General features: G+C 39.9%; 14 protein-coding genes. 6 read left to right on the top strand and 8 right to left on the bottom strand.

Going from position 1 to position 17,919, the window contains the following annotated elements; all coding sequences use genetic code 11:
- The first annotated feature begins 3 nt into the window (after nucleotides 1–3).
- The 3 genes from GR929_RS02970 to GR929_RS02960 all read left to right on the top strand — a co-directional run bounded on the left by GR929_RS02970 (nucleotide 4) and on the right by GR929_RS02960 (nucleotide 3,147).
- A complete protein-coding gene (locus tag GR929_RS02970; RefSeq protein WP_159517421.1) occupies nucleotides 4–1,113 on the top strand; it encodes a nickel-binding protein in 1,110 nt (369 codons plus the stop codon).
- A 251-nt stretch (nucleotides 1,114–1,364) separates the two neighbouring features.
- The gene (locus GR929_RS02965; protein WP_159517420.1) at nucleotides 1,365–1,751 is read left to right on the top strand and encodes a cupin domain-containing protein; all 387 of its coding nucleotides are present in this window, start codon (nucleotides 1,365–1,367) and stop codon (nucleotides 1,749–1,751) included.
- Between the two features lie 4 nt (nucleotides 1,752–1,755).
- Nucleotides 1,756–3,147 (top strand): FAD-binding oxidoreductase, encoded by a 1,392-nt coding sequence (locus tag GR929_RS02960; RefSeq protein WP_159517419.1) that lies wholly within the window; start codon nucleotides 1,756–1,758, stop codon nucleotides 3,145–3,147.
- Between the two features lie 88 nt (nucleotides 3,148–3,235).
- On the opposite strand, the gene nifJ is transcribed toward GR929_RS02960, so the two are convergent.
- Nucleotides 3,236–6,796, bottom strand: a complete 3,561-nt coding sequence (gene nifJ / locus GR929_RS02955) for a pyruvate:ferredoxin (flavodoxin) oxidoreductase (protein WP_159517418.1) — start codon at nucleotides 6,794–6,796, stop codon at nucleotides 3,236–3,238.
- A gap of 70 nt (nucleotides 6,797–6,866) precedes the next feature.
- On the bottom strand, nucleotides 6,867–8,045 hold the full coding sequence (locus GR929_RS02950; RefSeq protein WP_159517417.1) for an AAA family ATPase: 1,179 nt from the start codon (nucleotides 8,043–8,045) through the stop codon (nucleotides 6,867–6,869).
- Between the two features lie 186 nt (nucleotides 8,046–8,231).
- On the opposite strand from GR929_RS02950, the gene GR929_RS02945 reads away from it, so the two are divergent.
- Together GR929_RS02945 and GR929_RS02940 are read left to right on the top strand one after the other, a co-directional pair.
- A complete protein-coding gene (locus GR929_RS02945) occupies nucleotides 8,232–10,220 on the top strand; it encodes a peptidase U32 family protein (RefSeq protein WP_159517416.1) in 1,989 nt (662 codons plus the stop codon).
- Between the two features lie 125 nt (nucleotides 10,221–10,345).
- Entirely contained in the window at nucleotides 10,346–11,272 is a 927-nt protein-coding gene (locus GR929_RS02940) for a DUF6807 family protein (RefSeq protein ID WP_159517415.1), read from the top strand.
- 5 nt (nucleotides 11,273–11,277) lie between these two features.
- Here the strand turns inward: GR929_RS02940 and GR929_RS02935 are convergent, their stop codons facing one another.
- On the bottom strand, nucleotides 11,278–12,324 hold the full coding sequence (locus GR929_RS02935; RefSeq protein WP_159517414.1) for a Gfo/Idh/MocA family oxidoreductase: 1,047 nt from the start codon (nucleotides 12,322–12,324) through the stop codon (nucleotides 11,278–11,280).
- Between the two features lie 161 nt (nucleotides 12,325–12,485).
- Here GR929_RS02935 and GR929_RS02930 point away from each other — a divergent pair, with 161 nt between their 5' ends.
- Complete coding sequence (locus tag GR929_RS02930) at nucleotides 12,486–13,205, top strand: cytidylate kinase-like family protein (protein ID WP_159517413.1); 720 nt, start codon at nucleotides 12,486–12,488, stop codon at nucleotides 13,203–13,205.
- A gap of 104 nt (nucleotides 13,206–13,309) precedes the next feature.
- Here GR929_RS02930 and rplI read toward each other — a convergent pair whose 3' ends face one another.
- From rplI to GR929_RS02905, 5 genes are all read right to left on the bottom strand, one after another.
- Nucleotides 13,310–13,759 carry a 50S ribosomal protein L9 gene (gene rplI, locus GR929_RS02925; RefSeq protein WP_159517412.1) on the bottom strand — a complete coding sequence of 150 codons (450 nt, stop codon included), beginning with the start codon at nucleotides 13,757–13,759 and terminating at the stop codon, nucleotides 13,310–13,312.
- 18 nt (nucleotides 13,760–13,777) lie between these two features.
- Complete coding sequence (gene rpsR, locus GR929_RS02920; protein ID WP_093919851.1) at nucleotides 13,778–14,047, bottom strand: 30S ribosomal protein S18; 270 nt, start codon at nucleotides 14,045–14,047, stop codon at nucleotides 13,778–13,780.
- A gap of 3 nt (nucleotides 14,048–14,050) precedes the next feature.
- A complete protein-coding gene (gene rpsF, locus GR929_RS02915) occupies nucleotides 14,051–14,398 on the bottom strand; it encodes a 30S ribosomal protein S6 (RefSeq protein ID WP_159517411.1) in 348 nt (115 codons plus the stop codon).
- A 135-nt stretch (nucleotides 14,399–14,533) separates the two neighbouring features.
- A complete protein-coding gene (locus tag GR929_RS02910; RefSeq protein ID WP_159517410.1) occupies nucleotides 14,534–15,241 on the bottom strand; it encodes an SDR family NAD(P)-dependent oxidoreductase in 708 nt (235 codons plus the stop codon).
- 17 nt (nucleotides 15,242–15,258) lie between these two features.
- Nucleotides 15,259–17,919 carry a cation-translocating P-type ATPase gene (locus tag GR929_RS02905; RefSeq protein WP_159517409.1) on the bottom strand — a complete coding sequence of 887 codons (2,661 nt, stop codon included), beginning with the start codon at nucleotides 17,917–17,919 and terminating at the stop codon, nucleotides 15,259–15,261.

The following is a 17,919-nucleotide window of genomic DNA, read 5'->3' as shown; positions in this document are numbered from 1 at the left end:
CTTATGCCTATTTATATGGATCGTCATGATGTTTCAGATGTGGTAACAGCAGAAGCAGTAGCTCAGTTGCATCAGCAAGATTTGAAAATTCAGGAGGAGTTTAATTGTAAAGGATTAACTTATTGGTTCGATGGAAATAGAAAGACTGCCTTTTGCTTGGTTGAAGCACCAAATAAGCAATGTTTAATCGATATGCACAATCATGCGCATGGCGAAATTCCGAACCAAATTATAGAGGTTGATGCCAGTGTGGTTGAATCTTTCCTGGGTAGAATTGAAGATCCTGAGAAGTCACAGGATACTGACTTAAACATTATTGATGATCCCGCTTTTCGTATTATCATGTATATCGGGTTTTCTAATTTGCCTTTTAGTTCAAACAAGATAGCAGACAAGGGATTTGAACCACAGGCCCGTATGAATCTTCTTTCGGAAGTATTTAGCGATTTTGGAGGTCGTATTGTTACACGAAATCATGATCATTTTATTGTGTCGTTTGATTCTGGTTTGCAGGCTGCCTGGTGTGCAGTTGAGGTTCATTCCAAGTTTGAGGAATGGGAGGAAACTGCAGACCGTGACCGTGTTAATCTGAAAACTGGCATTAGTGCAGGAGTTCCAGTAACCAATAAAAAGTTGTTCTTCGAAGAAGCACTGCAGTCGGCAGAGCGAATGTATCATATTGCTGATTCACGAATTGTAGTTTCATCGGAGGTGAAAAAAATATGCAAACAAGAAAATTCAAATGTGTTTGTTGATAACGATTTAGTTTATGCAATGACTCCATCCGATGAGCAATTCTTGGAGAAACTGATGAGCTATATTTCAGAAACCTGGCAAAATCCCGATCTCCATATTGATAATCTAGGATCACATCTTGGATTTAGCAAGTCGCAATTATATCGAAAAATCACTTCCCTCGTTGGAATAAGTCCCAATAACTTCATTAAAGATTTTCGGCTGAATAAAGCGTTAAGTCTAATTAACACACAAACCCATAGCATATCAGAAGTTGCCTATGAAACCGGTTTTAATAGTCCTTCCTACTTTACCAAATGCTTTTTGGGTAAATACGGCTTATTACCCTCTCAATACCAAAATATCATTGCGGAATAATTACTTCCCGTCTCGAAACAGATAAAAAGACTCAAAAGTACTATATAATGAATCGAATGTGCTAGTTAGTGCATTTAAGGTAGTTGTAACTTTGAATTTAATTCTAGTGACTTTAATGTGATCGCTGATGTAATTCTTTGTTCATCAGTGTTTAGTCGTCTGGTCCATTAGCGTGTTCGTTAACCGTAATTGACTAGTTGAAATTAGGAGTACAAGTCTTGATGTAAATAAATAAAAATGGAGGATTAAAAATGAAAATTGCAAAAGAAAACATTGAAGTAAAAATGGAAATTCCAGGTGCTGTCATACGTCAGAGAACAGATTTTGGCGATGCATCGGGATTCGGTAAGATTAGTGGTGAGTATTTCAGCCTTTCTGCAGGAGTAGACACAACACCTCTTTTCATGGGACTTGAAGGAAACCAATGTCAATGTCCACATTGGGGTTATGTTCTGAAAGGCAAAATTACAACCACTGATGCGAATGGCGATCAGGAAACTGTAACCGTTAATGATTTGTTTTACTGGCCTTCAGGGCATAATGTCAAAGTCGATTCGGACGCAGAGATAATCATGTTCAGCCCTCAGCACGAGCATACTCATGTGATTAATCATATGATTGAGAAAACGAAAGGCTAACATTATGGCAAATAATGTAAGCGATATAGATAATGCACGAATTGAGGAATTTAGTGCAGGAATTAGGGGGACTATTGTCAAACCTCTTGATTCTGATTATGATGAAACACGTAAAGTTTTCAATGGAATGATCGATAAACATCCCGGCCTGTTTGTAAAATGTGTCGATGTTGCTGACGTTATTCATTGTGTGAAATTTGGTCGGGAAAACAATTTGCTGGTTTCTGTTCGCGGAGGTGGACACAATGCCGGCGGTTTGGGAATTTGTGACGGTGGCATGGTCATCGATTTATCTGGAATCAAGTTTGTTCGTGTCAATGTTCAAGACCAAACCGTTCGTGTCGGTGGAGGCAATTTGTGGGGTGAAGTGGATCACGCAACTCATCCGTTTGGGTTGGCTATTCCTGCAGGAATCATATCAACCACAGGTGTTGGCGGATTGACACTAGGAGGAGGAGTTGGCTATTTATCCCGAAAATATGGTTTAACGATAGACAATCTGCTCGAAGCTGATATGGTTTTAGCTGATGGCTCTTTTGTAACAGCAAGTGCAAATCAACATGAAGACCTTTTCTGGGCGATACGCGGAGGAGGTGGTAATTTTGGAATTGTCACGTCTTTCAAATTTCAGGCACATCCGGTAAAAACCGTTTTTGGAGGACCAACATTGTGGCCTATCGAACAAACTGAGGAAATCATGGAGTGGTATCATGGATTTATCCATCAGGCACCTGATGAGCTCAATGGTTTTGTTGCAACTTTAACGATTCCAGAGTCTCCATTTCCAGAGCATCTTCATGGGAAAAAGTTTTGTGGAATTGTTTGGTGCTATACAGGTGACATCAGTAAAGCGTCTGAAGTATTCGAGCCAATTATGGATGAGAACCCTTTTTTTACACACGTTGGAGAAATGCCTTATCCAGCCATTCAAACTTTATTTGATGGGTTGCTCCCAACCGGAATGCAGTGGTATTGGCGTGCCGATTTTTTCAATGAAATTGGTCCCGAAGCCAGGAAGCAACATTTGGAAAATGGATTAAAACTTCCTACGCCATTATCCCAAATGCATCTTTATCCAATAAGTGGAGCTGCAAGTCGGGTTGGCAAAGACGAAACACCCTGGGCTTATCGAGATGCGAAATATGCAGGAGTGATTGTTGGAGTAGATCCTGATCCGGCCAATGCAGCCGTGATCTCCAAGTGGTGCAAAGATTACTATGATGCATTGCATCCATTTTCTTCAGGAGGAGCATATTCCAATTTTATGATGGATGAAGGGCAGGAGAGGGTAAAAGCTAGTTATCGTTATAATTATGAGCGGCTGACTCAAATTAAAAAGAAGTACGATCCGGGTAATTTTTTTCATGTCAATCAAAATATTCAGCCAGCCAACTAAAACGTACTTCTTTCTTAAAAATAGCATCAATAAAAAAAGCCATCCTCCCAAAGGAAGATGGCTTTTGAATTATAATAAAAGTGGTTTTTTACTTTTCTTCTACAGCTTCTGGTGCAAAATTCATGGAAGCCAATCGCTTGTAGGAAGCATAACGCCATTTGGCATTTTCTTCTGATGCTTTGAACAGCTCGGCAGCTTGTTCCGGGAACGACTTTTTCAATGAAGTATAGCGAACTTCACCGGCAAGGAAGTCTTGGAATTTGCTCCAATCTGGTTCTTTAGAGTCTAAAGAGAAAGGATTCTTTCCTTCAGCTTCCAACATCGGATTGTAGCGATACATTGACCAGTAACCTGCATCAACTGCTTTTTTCTCTTCAGCCTGAGATGCGCCCATGCTGGCACGCAGTCCGTGGTTGATACAAGGAGAATAAGCGATAATTAATGATGGTCCAGGGTAAGCCTCTGCTTCGCGCAATGCTTTCAGGTATTGTGCTTGGTTTGCTCCCATTGCTACTTGTGCAACGTAAACATATCCGTATGACATGGCCATAACGCCCAAGTCTTTTTTGCGGATTTTTTTACCTGAAGAAGCGAATTTCGCAACAGCACCAACTGGTGTTGCTTTTGATGCCTGACCACCAGTGTTCGAGTAAACCTCGGTATCCATAACCAATACGTTTACATCTTCTCCTGAAGCTAATACGTGGTCTAAACCACCATAACCGATGTCGTAAGCCCATCCGTCACCACCAAATACCCAAACTGATTTTTTAACCAGGTATTTTTTCAGTCCCAGGATGTCTTTGGCATAGTCAGCATCTTTCCCTGCAAGAGCAGCCAATACGCTGGCTGAAGCTTCTTTTGATGCTTCGGCATTATCTTTACCTTCAATCCATGCTGTGAAAGCCGTTTTCTCGTCTTCGCTGATACCATTTGAAAGAGCATCTTTCATGATCATTTCAATGCGATCGCGTTGAGCAGAAACACCTTCAGCCATACCGAAACCGTACTCAGCATTGTCTTCGAACAATGAGTTAGCCCATGCTGGACCTTGTTCGCTTTCTTTGTGTTTACAGTAAGGTGTTGACGGAGCAGAACCACCATAGATTGAAGAACAACCAGTAGCATTAGCAATCATCATGCGCTCACCATAAAGCTGAGTGATTAATTTAATATATGGAGTTTCACCACAACCAGCACAAGCTCCAGAGAACTCAAACAATGGCTGAGCAAACTGAGAGTTTTTAACTGATTTATATTTGTCAACTACTTTTTCTTTGTAGCTTACATTTTTGTCCATGTAATTCCAGCGATCAACTTGCGACTCTTGCGATCCAAGAGGCTTCATAACCAATGCTTTTTCTTTTGAAGGACAAACATCGGCACAGTTTCCACAACCGGTACAGTCGAGCACTGAAACCTGGATACGGAAGTTTAAACCTGGGAATTGTTTTGTTGGAGTTGCAACTTTTACATCGGTATTCTCAGGAGCCTTCGCCAATTCTTCTTCAGTCATTAGGAATGGACGGATAGAAGCGTGAGGACAAACGTAAGCACACTGGTTACACTGAATACAGTTGTCGCCAATCCACTCAGGAACGTTAACAGCGATACCACGTTTCTCAAATGCAGAAGTTCCTTGCTCAAAGGTACCGTCTTCGTATCCTGTAAATGTTGAAACAGGAAGGCTGTTACCTTCTTGTCCATTGATTACGTCAACAAATTTGCTGATGTAGTCAGGACGATCGGTAGCTGCAATTTCTTCTTCCAGCTTAATTTCTTTCCATTCAGCAGGTACTTCAACTGTAACAACGTTTTTACCTCCGGCTTCAACAGCTGCAAAGTTCATGTTTACAATTTTTTCCCCTTTTGAACCGTACGATTTTACGATCGCTTTTTTCATCTCTTCAACCGCTTGTTCGTAAGGAATTACGCCGGTGATTTTGAAGAAAGCTGATTGCATGATGGTGTTGGTGCGAGTTCCAAGACCTAGCTCTTCACCTAATTTAGTACCATTGATGATGTAGAATTTAATTTCGTTTTCAGCCAAATAACGCTTCATGCTATCTGGTAAACGTTTTTTAGTTTCTTCTTCATCCCAAATTGAGTTCAACAAGAATGAGCCTCCTTTTTTCAAGCCTTTCAGTACGTTGTATAAGTTTACGTAAGCTGGAACATGGCATGCTACAAAGTCGGGAGTGGTAATCAAGTAAGTTGAACGAATTTGGCTATCACCAAAACGTAAGTGAGAACAAGTGAAACCGCCTGATTTCTTTGAGTCATATTCGAAATAACCCTGGCAAAATTTATCAGTTGATCCACCAATAATTTTGATTGAGTTTTTGTTTGCACCAACCGTACCATCAGAACCTAAACCGTAGAATTTAGCTTCGTAGATTCCTTCAGAAGAAACTTTTACTTCTTCTTTTAACGGAAGTGATTTGAAGGTTACATCATCCTCAATACCTAATGTGAAACCATTTTTAGGTTCTGGTAATTCAAGGTTTTCGTAAACCGCCAAAATCTGTGATGGAGTCGTGTCTTTTGAACCTAGTCCGAAACGTCCGCCAACAATAACAGGAGCGTTTTCTTTTCCGTAGAACAAGTCTTTTACGTCAAGATACAATGGCTCACCATTTGCTCCCGGCTCTTTGCTGCGGTCAAGTACTGAAATGCGCTTAACTGATTTAGGCAATACGTTCATGAAATATTTTATACTGAACGGACGGTACAAGTGAACTGACATCAAACCAACTTTTTTGCCTTGAGCTGCAAGGTAATCGATTGTTTCTTTGATTGTTTCAGTTACTGAACCCATTGCGATGATGATGTTTTCAGCATCTTCAGCACCGTAATAAGTGAATGGGTGATACTCACGACCAGTCAACTTGCTGATTTCTTTCATGTAATTTTCTACAATGTCAGGAACAGCATCATAGAATGAGTTAGAAGCTTCACGTGCCTGGAAGAAGATATCAGGGTTTTGAGCCGTACCACGAGTTAGTGGTGACTCCGGATTCAACGCGCGATCGCGGAATGCCTGCACGGCCTCCATGTCAACCAATGGGCGGATATCTTCCTGATCCAATACTTCAACTTTCTGTACTTCGTGTGAAGTACGGAATCCATCAAAGAATGACATGAAAGGTACGCGTGATTTCAAGGTAGCTAAGTGAGATACACCTGCTAAGTCCATTTCTTCTTGTACTGAACCGGCAGCCAACATAGCGAAACCAGTTTGACGAGCAGAATAAACGTCAGAGTGATCACCGAAGATCGAAAGTGCATGACCGGCCAAAGCACGGGCACTAACATGGAAAACTGTTGGCAACAACTCACCGGCAATTTTGTACATGTTAGGGATCATTAGCAACAATCCCTGCGATGCCGTATAAGTAGAAGTTAAAGCTCCTGATTGCAATGCACCGTGAACAGCACCAGCAGCGCCACCTTCACTTTGCATCTCAGCTAAACGTACAGGACGACCAAATAAGTTCTTTTTTCCTTTTGCTGCCCATTCATCCACATACTCAGCCATTGTTGATGATGGAGTAATTGGATAGATACAGGCAACTTCGCTGAACATGTAACTCATATACGCCGCAGCGTAGTTCCCGTCACATGTAATGAATTTTTTTTCTTTTGCCATTTTATTCATGTTAAATTTCAAATTTATATTCTTTTTTATTCTCGATTTTTAATTTCTGTTTTAACGAACCCTAGTATAAAAAGCCAAACAACCAGAGTGGAATTTTATTTCCGGAGCCTTCCTCAATCATGTCCGATGCGGCATAAGTTCCTTCTTGTTCGGGTTCTGTATATTTTCCACCTATTACAAAGTGATATTCGTTGTCAATCTTAAAATCTGCTACATCGGAGCTTTTAATGTCGTGTTGATAACCTACCTGGTTGTAAAAAAAGGTAGTGCGTAAATTTCTGTTATTTATATTGCTGGGCTCAACGGCAAACATGATGTTGGTATTATGCGCGTAAACCAAGTCCGGTTTTTTGAGCTGATCTTCGCTTCCATTGGAAAATAACATATTTACCAAACGAGCATTTTTCAGGTAGCGCAAGTAATTCATAACTGTTGCCCGAGAGGTTTCCACATCGTTACTTATTTTGCTAACGTTGGGCGAAAACGGAGCTTCACTGGCGATAATCATAAGCAGTTTGCGCAGCTTGGGCAGGTACTTTAATTCAATCTGGTTGAGGTAAGTTACGTCCAGCTCCAATGCCAGATTAACATGCTTTAGCAGGGTTTCGTTATAATACGGTTTGTTTTTTAAGAAATACGGGTAAAACCCTGTTTGCAGATACTCTTCAAAATAGGCCAGTGGTTTTACCTGTTTGGTTATTTCCTGTCCAATTTTTTTGTGATTTTTAATCAGGTCTGCTAGTTTGTAGCATTTAAACTCAAAATTGCCATGGTAATTCAGGTATTCGCGAAATGACAAACCTTCCAGATGATATACTTTTGCAATATCTTTTAAATACTCATTGCCTTCGATAACCCTTAAAACGGGCGACGATGAAAAGATGATTTTCAATTCCGGGAAGCTGTCATAACAAGCCCTCAGCTCCTCAGCCCATTCCGGATATTTATGGATCTGATCCAGAATGAGAACTTTACCGCCTTTTTTATAAAATTCGTCCGCAAAATTGTAGATTTTACGTCGGGTGAAATAGAAATTATTCAGATTGACGTAAAGGCATCCTTTATCCTCTTCATGTCTTTCTTTTACAAAGTCAAGCAGGAAAGTTGTTTTGCCAACACCACGAAATCCTTTGATACAGATCATCCGATGCGACCAGTTAATTTCATTGATCAACTCCCTGCGAATCGTCTTTCGAGGGTGCTCGATTAATGTTTGATGTATTTGTACGAGACTTTCCACTTGTTTTAATTAATTTCTGCAAACAAAAGTAAGCAGGAAGTTTTATTTTTTGCAATGTAGAGATAACAATTTTGAGTAAATTGTGTAATTTATAATTAGTAAAAATAAGCAATAGAACTTTCAGGGGTGGGGTTATTTTATGGGGAGCTTAAGATTATAGCTATTTTTGTGCAAATTTAGTATTGTATGCACAACCAAACACCTGAGTTATTATTGCCTGCCGGAAACACCGAGGCTTTTTATGCGGCCCTTGAGGGCGGAGCTGATGCTATTTATTTAGGCTTAAAAATTTTTAATGCCCGTGGGCGCGCTGTTAATTTTAGCGAAAGTCATTTATTGGCTGCCCTACAGGAAGCCAGAAACAGAAAAGTTAAAATATATATCACTTTAAATACCGTTATTAAGAACAGTGAGATTGACGATTTGCTTGACGTGCTTACTTTTTTAGATCGGGCAGGAGTTGATGCAGTCATCATTCAGGACTGGGGATTATATTATATACTGCGTTTGCGATTTCCTAAATTAGTGATACATGCCAGTACGCAAATGGGCAACCACAATTCACTGGGGACCGAGTTTTCGAAACAACAGAAAATTGAACGTGTCATTCTGGCGCGGGAACTAACCATGCCGGAGTTAAGCAAAATAGCCTTGAATTCACAAGTTGAACTAGAACTATTTGTACACGGTGCCTTGTGTTATTCTTTTTCAGGACTTTGTTTTTTTAGTAGTTATTTAGGTGGCCGGGGCGCTAACCGCGGATTGTGCGCCCAACCCTGTCGCCGTTTATATAAAGATCAGGAGGAAAACAAGTTTCTGTTTAATTTGAAGGATAATCAGCAGTTGCCTAATCTGGAAAAATTAAAGAAGTTGGGCATTCGGTCGTTGAAAGTTGAAGGTCGAATGAAATCGGCTGATTACGTTTATCGGGTGGCAAAATCGTACCGAATGGCCATTGATCAGCCGGAGAAGAAAGATGAAGCTGAAGAGTTGCTGAAGCTGGATTTTGGCAGAGAGAAAATAGCGTACTTTTTAGGAAAGGATGTTAAAGAGGGAATTGCCGATACGTCGAATACCGGACTTTCAATTGGAAATGTTGAGCGCGTGAAAAACGGGCAGGTATTTTTTCAATCCGGCACGATGATGCAGGAAGGAGACCGAGTTCGTGTTCGAAACGTAAAAGATGACAGTACAATAAATATTAAGCTTCGTGATTTGGTGATTGATGGCGAGCAATATTGTTTTACTTACGATGGTAAAGAAAAAATACAAATGGGCGATGAGTTGTTTTGGGTTGGTCGTCGGGAGCAACGCTTTCCGGGCAAGTTCCAAAATCTGCCGCATGCGCGAATCAAATCACTTCCATATGGAGAAAAGAAAAGGTTCAAACAGCAATTGCAGATTAAAAGCCGACCGTCCAAACCACGCTTGTTTATTCGGATTGATCAGCCTGATTGGTTGCGTAAGCTGAGACTGGATGATCCGGATGGCGTTATTCTATCATTTAGTCGGAAGGAATTGGAACAGTTTGATTTTTCCGTTCGGTTTATTCAACAATTCAGGCACAAAATTTTTATTGAGTTGCCCAAGTTTATTTCAGAAGAGCACTTGGAGGCTTGTCGAAAGTTGTTGGCAAAAATAGAAGGGCAGGGTATCAGTCAGTTTTTTGTCAGTCACCTCTCTCAAAAACTGTTGCTGAGTAAAAATGCACAAGTAAGTGCGAATGAAAATGTGTATGTTTATAATGATGCAGCGGCAAAAATGCTCAACGAAAATGCGATTCGAAATTTTTGCTACCCAATCGAGAACGATTTTGAGAACCTCCGTACCATGCAAAATAAACAGGGGATTGTTGTGTTGCATGCTTATCCTGAGCTGTTTTATTCGAGAATGCCAGTGCAAGTAGTAAATGAAGAAAATCAATTTGAAGATGACACTCATAAGGTTTTTCAGAAAACCAACAGGGATGGAATTACAGTTGTAACGCCCGATGCGCCAGCAAGTCTTTTTCAGTATAAAAATCAGCTTTTGAAAGAAGGATTTGCGAATTTCATGATTGATTTGAGCCATGAAAAGCCATCGAAACACGTTGCCAAAAAACTACTAAATAAATTTCGGTTTGCTGAACAATATCAGCCATCAACAACGTTCAACTTTAAAAAGGGGTTGAAGTAGTAGGTGGAAGAGGATTTAAATCCTATAAAATATTGAAATCAGACTTGAAAAATATCGGCATTTTTATATCTTAGTCAGTGCATTTTTGGCGCTGTTCCGAGAATGACTCACTAACTTAACTAAGTATGAAATTAAAAAGAACGTTTACTTCATTTCTACTCATCCTGTTTTTCTTTAGTTCGGGCTTTTCTCAGATTTCAATGAAACGTGTTGATGAAGGAATTTTGATTACAGACGGAGGCAAAAAAATAGCCTTATACAACAAAGAAGCTTCAGCTATGAATCTGGACAGGGGGCGGGCTAATTTTTTTCATCCGGTATATTTACCCGATGGAACGGTGGTTACACAAAATGCACCGCAGGATCACATTCATCACCGGGGTATTTTCTGGGCATGGCACCAAATAATGGTTGATGGAAAGAAGGTCGGTGATCAATGGGAAATGAAGGATTTTATTCATGATGTTAAAAGTGTTGAGTTTTTTCGCTTACCAAATGATATGGCTACGATGAAGACCATTGTTGAATGGAAGTCTCCAAACTACAAAAATGGGCAGGAGGCTTTTATTGAAGAAAAAACTACAGTGAATTTTTACGGGCAACATCGTAACTACAGGGTTATACAGTTTAAAATTCAGCTGAGAGCACAGACCGATCATGTCGCTCTAGGTGGCTCGGATGATGTAAAAGGATATGGCGGATTCTCTGCCCGAATAAAGCTGCCAGACGATGTTTTATTTAATTCGAAAGACGGCTTGGTTGAGCCCCAAAATGAAGCGGTTGAAGCAGGAGAATTCGTGAATATTTCAGGATCGCTAGCCAAAAAATCAGGACAGGGAGGCATGCTCATTTATTCTGCCAATGATTTCGAGACTGCCAATGATTGGATTCTTCGGAGCAAAAACAGCATGCAAAATGCCGTTTGGCCGGGAAGAGGGCTCGTTCCGATTTCGAAAGTGACGCCTACCGTATTGAAATATGCAATTGTTCTTTATTCGGGTTCTATTAAAGAAAACCGAGTGTTGAAAGAATTGAACCGCCTGGAGTGGTAATTCCGTTATAAAAATACAGTTCTTTTTTCCTCGTCACTTTGTAAACAGTAGTCTAATAACTGAATGATATCACGACTTTCTTCGGGTTTTACCGCCAGTTCAGCTCCATTTACAATTGTATCATAAATATTTTCATAAAAAGCGTTGTAATTGCCCGGAACTGTTTCTATGGTTCCTTTGTAGTTTAACCCATTCCATTCGGTATTTAAAACTCCCCAGTCTTCTTCCGAATCCGTACCCCAGTTGGGCTCATTAGGCAAATGTCCGTTTTTCAGCATTTCTTCCTGCGGGTCAATTCCCCATTTATGAAAAGTACCTAAAGTGCCATATAGACTATAACGAGGTCCCGGTTCCCGTATAAGGTATGATGATTTTAAAATAGCTGCAAAATCGTTGTACTGCAGGCGAATATCATAATAGTCTTTTACCTGTCCGCCATCTCTTAAAGTATCCAAATGGGCTGTTATTGATTTGGGTTTACCGAAGAGCTGAACAACCTGATCAATCATGTGTGACCCGAGATTAAACAGTACGCCATGTCTCTTGTCGCCTTCCTCTTTCCAGGTGCCTTCTTGTATGAAATTTCGGTAACGGTCAAAGTGAGATTCAAACTCTGCAAGTCGTCCAACAATTCCCTCTTTAAGTATTTTTTTTACGGTCAGAAAATCATTGTCCCATCGTCGGTTTTGGTAAACTGAAAGAATCCGGTTTTTATCTTTTGCCAACTTTATCAGTTCGTTGGCTTGCTCCACTTCCTGGGTAAAAGGCTTTTCAACTACTACATGTTTCCCCGCTTCGAGGGCCTGTTTACACATCGAATAGTGCAGATTATCGGGAGTGTTAATAATCACAAGGTCAACTTCATCTTGAGCAATCAGCTCTTCAAAACTGCGGATTATAGTCGACTCAGGATAGTCCTTTTCTGATAAACTCTTGGTTCGCTCCAAAATGGAATGAAGATTAAAGTTGGGGTTTACTTTTAAGCTTGGTCCGTGAAAAACCATCCCCGACATACCAAAAGAAGCAAGTGCTGCTTGTATAACTTTACTCATAGTTGAATTCTTTATAGTTACGAAAATAATAAAATGTTTGTAGATATCTGGAATTGTTGTAAAACATCCGTCTGTCGCGTATTGTTGAACACTTTTTAATCTATTTTAATTCCGCATGTAGTACTTTAGATAATCATAACAAACCGTTAAACTATTCGACTATGAAAAATTTTCTAAGTAATTTTTTGTTGGAGTCATCAGCCCAGGAAAAAAAGGCCAAATATCCAGGCCCAGTCATCATGATATCTAGAGAATGCGGGTGTTCGGCAAAAAGGATCGCGATTAAGTTGTCAAAAATACTTACAGGTTATAGTTTTCATTCGGAGACAAAAACAGATGTTCAGTGGAAGTGGGTGAGTAAAGAAATTATAGAAGAGGCAGCACAGGAACTGGAGATGGAGCCAGGAAAGATTAAAGATGTTTTTTTATCAGAAGCAAAAACCAGTTTGCACGAGGTGTCTACTGCTTTTTCTACTGAAAAAGTATATGATGCCGATGACCAGCAGGTGATTGATACGGTTCGCAATGTGATTTTACGTATTGCAGAGGTTGGTAATTTTATCATTGTAGGACGTGCGGCAGGGGCGATTGCTCACGATGTTTCTCAAAAATTAAGTATTAAACTACAGGCTCCGCTGGATTGGCGCATCAACCGGATTATGAAGGTAAGCAATATGTCCAGAAGTGATGCACAACATTACGTGCTTGAAATTGACCGGCAACGTGAATTATTTGTAGAGCATGTCAGTGGAACAAAAATGAACAATCATGATTTTGATCTGATTTTCAATTACTCAACGATGCAGGATGATTATATTGTTGATGCGATCGTTAATGTCATGAAGAATAAACGAATGATTGTGAACCACGAGGATGAATAGTTTCTTTGGGCGAGCAGGGATATATTATTAAAAAAGCCATCCTGTGTGGGGATGGCTTTCTATCTGTTTGAAAAAATGTGTTTGTTCTGTGTGTGTGAAACGAATTATTCTTCAGTAACTACTTCAAAGTCAAAATCAATAACAACCTCTTTGTGGAGCTTGATTTTTGCTGTGTATTTACCGATTTCCTTAATGCTGTCTTCAGCAATTTTAATTTGTTTACGGTCAATTTCAAAACCTTTCTTGTTAATAGCTTCTGCTAATTGAATGGTATTAACTGAACCGAAAATTTTACCAGATGTACTGGTTTTAGTAGCGATAACAACTTGCTTGTTCTGAAGTTTTTCAGCAACAGCCAAAGCCTCGTCTTTCAATTTAGCTTCTTTGTGAGCACGTTGTTTCGTATTTTCAGCCATAACTTTTTTAGCTGATTCAGTGGCGATAATCGCCATTTTATTAGGGATTAAGAAATTACGACCATAACCGTCTTTTACAGCAACAAGGTCATCCTTACTCCCCAAATTCTGAATATCTTGTAATAAAATGATTTCCATTTGTTCTCAATCTTTTAATTATTTCAACATATCTGTTAAGTAGGGCAGCATAGCTAAATGACGAGCTCTTTTTACTGCTTTTGCCACTTTTCGTTGGTATTTCAATGAAGTACCGGTAATACGACGTGGCAAAATACGACCTTGCTCATTCAAGAATTTTTTCAAGAATTCAGGATCTTTATAATCCACATACTTGATTTTGTTCTTTTTAAAGCGACAATACTTTTTCTTTTTAATTTCAACTGACGGGGGAGTCAGGTACCTGATTTCACTTTGATTGTTAGCCATAGCTTATTTCTCCTTTTCAGTTTTTGCTTTGTTTCTTCTTTTCTCTGCGTACGCAGCTGAGTATTTGTCCTGCTTGAAAGTCAGGAAACGGATGATACGCTCGTCGCGTCTGTACTGGGTTTCTAACTTCTCGATCAATGAAGGCTCAGCCGTAAATTCGATCAAGTGATAAAAACCGGTGCTTTTTTTCTGAATGGGATAAGCTAATTTGCGTAATCCCCAGTCCTCTTCATTGAGAATCTCACCACCGTCCTCGGTAATGATGTCTCTGAACTTAGTTACCGCTTCCTTTATCTGTACATCAGATAAAACGGGAGTTGCAATGAAAACGGTTTCATACTGGTTTTTCATAAAACATCTAATTTATTAAACATTAAAATATACTTCCATAAAATATGGACGCGCAAAAGTAGAAATATTTTGTGATTAAACCAAGGTTTTTTTCAATGGATTAAAGCAGTATACCTGCTTGTTGGATAGTGGGTTTTACATTTTTCGTACGTCTTGAAAACTGCCACTTTCAAATTTTTGTAAATCACTGATTGCATTAGCAACTAGTTTGGCGGCATCCTGATGATTAGGCATCTGATCTGTACCTTTTGCCTTTTTCAGTTTTTGAACAACCGGGAAATCGTCGTATTTCTCTAGTTTGTATATGTAATCCTGCATAGCGCTATCAATTAATCCTGGGGCTAGTGCGCAGAAATGAGTGCTGGTAAATTCTTTTGCATACAAGTTAATTAGCATGTTCAGGGTGGCTTTGGAAAGCGAATAAGCATTCCATCCGCGCGCCCCGCTAACTGATGCTCCTGATGAGATTGCCACAAGTTGTTTAATTGCAGGGATTTGTTTGAAAAGTTTGTCTATCAGTAATTTGTTTGCCCATACATTGACATCCATTACACGCTTAATTTCGACAATGTCGGTTTCATGAAGATCTTTTATTTCGTTGAGCATTCCGGCGTTCAATATAACCAGATCGAGCGTTTTAATGCCTGCCAAAAATTTCTCAATGCGGGTACCTGTTTCATCAAAATCTGATAAATCCTGCACAAGGTGTGTGTAGTTTTGGTTACTACTTAATTCTTCTTTTTGTCTACGGCTTACTCCATAGACCGAGTGTCCTTTTTTCAGATAATAAAGGGCAAGCCCGAGTCCCAAGCCCGAACTTGTTCCGGTTATGAATACATTCATGTCTATTGGTTTTTCAATTAAAATTTAAATATTTTCTTGACAATTTGAATACTAATCAGGGTTGCAATGCTCGAACCGGCTACGATTCCCCAGTGGATTAATTTCAATTGTTCGAATTTGAGAACCTCGTTTAGAATAGGGACTGTGTAGCCAATAAAGAGAAATACGGAACAAATAGCTAAGGCGAACCAAATGTATTTATTTCTGGTAACCTGATTACTGAAGAGCTTTTCTTTATCATCTTTCATATTGAAAACATGTAACAGCTGCGCGACAGCTAAACTGAAAAATGTAATGGTGTTGGCTGTTTCTTTAGATTCTCCCAGTCCATAAATTGCCAGTAAATAAGCCCCAATAATAATAACCGCCATCATTGTTCCATAAATGAAAGTAGAAATCCAGTTTTTTCGATTGATGATTGGCTCCGCCGGATCTTTTGGCTTTTGTTGCATGATGGTCTCATCGCCTTTTCCAAGGCCAAGAGCCAGTGCAGGAAAGACATCTGAAAGCAAATTCAAAAATAAAAGTTGCAAAGGCAGTAGCGGTAAATAGAAAAGCGTAAAGCTGATGCCAGCGATAATAATGATCTCGGCAAGGTGATAGGACAGTTGGTAGATAATGAATTTGCGGATGTTACCAAAAATAATTCTGCCTTGTTCGATCGCCTCTACAATTGATGCGAAAGAGTCATCTTTCAAAACGATATCGGCCACTTCCTGTGCCGCCTGTGTTCCTTTATCTCCCATCGCAATTCCAATATCTGCTTTCTTCAGTGCAGGCGTATCATTAACGCCATCACCGGTCATTGCAGTAATAGCGCCTTGCTGTTTGTAGTAGTCAACAATGTCCAGCTTTTGTTTGGGGTCGACTCGTGCAAACAACTGAGAGTCGACAATTTCATTTTCTTTCTGTTCCAGATTTTTCCCTTCAATAACCTTTTCATCCTTGGTGTCGGTCATGTGAACAGCATTGGCTATGTTTTGTGCAATACCCGGATGATCGCCGGTCACCATCACGACCTGAATACCTGCTGCGTGACATTTTTCGATAACCGGTTGAATTTCTTTGCGGGCAGGATCAATAAAGCCGACAAAGCCCAGGAAGATCATTTCTTCAATAAAGTCTTCTTTTTTCTTTAATTGTTCTTTTTGATTCGAATCCTCGGTCCGGTAGGCGTAGGCAATTAAACGAAGACCTTTTTTCGAGAGCTCCTGGCTCCTTTGCATCCATTCGTTTTTTACATCGTCCGTTAATTCTTTCACTTCACGGTTTTCGAAATAACTTTTACAGCGATTTAAAATCGGCTCGGGGGCTCCTTTCCCCGCAACATAAAGGCGATCATCCAACTCGTGTATGGTTCCCATAAACTTAGCATCCGAATCAAAAGGATCTTCATGAATTCGTTCTTTGTCAATCAGCTCTTCATATTTATCCGGGAGAACAGATTTTGAAAATTGCAATAAGGCAATGTCTAATGGATCTCCTTTTAATTCGTCTTCGTTCAACCACTCTGCATCGTTGCAAAAAACAGATATTTTGTAAAAATGCTGGAAGCTTTCATCGTCTTGATAATTTGATGAATCAAGTTCGTATTCTTTTTCTTTCTGGTGTTGTACTTTTAATGTATTACCAAAGTATGTGAGGGAGTCAACGGAAAGTTTGTTTTCAGTTAATGTTCCTGTTTTATCTGTAAAAATGACGGTGGTTTCGCCTAACGTTTCAACCGCTTCCAACTTTTTCACGATCACATGGCGTTTAGCTAGCCGGAGCATACCGCGAGCCAATGCGATACTGGCAACAATTGGCAATCCTTCAGGAATAGCGGCGACAGTCCAGGCAATTGATGTTTGCAAGAGCAGGTAGATTTCTTTTCCGGCAATCCATCCAAATGCAAAAAAAGCAACAGCTAAAACAAGAATTACCCAAATTAAGTTATAAGAGAGTTTTGCTAACTTCCGGTTTAAGGGAATCTCCTTGTCTTCGGCCTCATCCACCAATTCGGAGACTTTGCCAATTTCGGTTTTTTGCCCAATCGCAGTTACAACAGCTTGTGCTTTTCCGCTGGTAACGGCAGTGCCTTTAAATAGCATATTGGCGCGCTCTGCCAAAGGGGTTTCCTTGTCCAGCTCGTCAGTCTGTTTATCAACGGGTACCGACTCTCCGGTGAGGGGCGATTCATCAACTTTAAGTTCTGAAGCCTGATAAATACGTGCATCGGCAGGTACCAGATCTCCGGATTCTAATAGGATTACATCGCCAGAAACTAATTCCTCCGCATTAATTTTTGTGCTTTTTCCGTCTCGTTTTACATGCGTTTCCAGTTGGTCTAACTTTTTCAAGGCATTCACTGATTGCCGCGCTTGGTACTCCATCCAAAAACCAATGATCGTGTTCAGAATGATGACGATAATAATGGCAATCGCTTCGGGAATGTCGTTGAAGACAAAGGAAACGATTACAGCGCCAACCAAAAGATAGATGATCGGATTATTTAATTGGTCGAGAAGTAAACGGAGCAAGCTTTTTTGCTTTTTCTCTTGCAGCTTGTTTAGCCCAAATTCTGCTTGTCTTTTTTTCGCTTCATTAGTTGACAATCCATCTTTTGAAGCTGAATATTGCTCCAAAATTTGGTCAACAGATAAACCATGTGGATGTGAGTGATCGTTATTTTTAGCCAT

Origin of the sequence: Sunxiuqinia indica, from assembly GCF_009847015.1 — a bacterium.
Classification (GTDB): domain Bacteria; phylum Bacteroidota; class Bacteroidia; order Bacteroidales; family Prolixibacteraceae; genus Sunxiuqinia; species Sunxiuqinia indica.
Note: the sequence above shows the minus strand (reverse complement) of the source record. Positions and strands in the feature narration are given on the sequence as shown.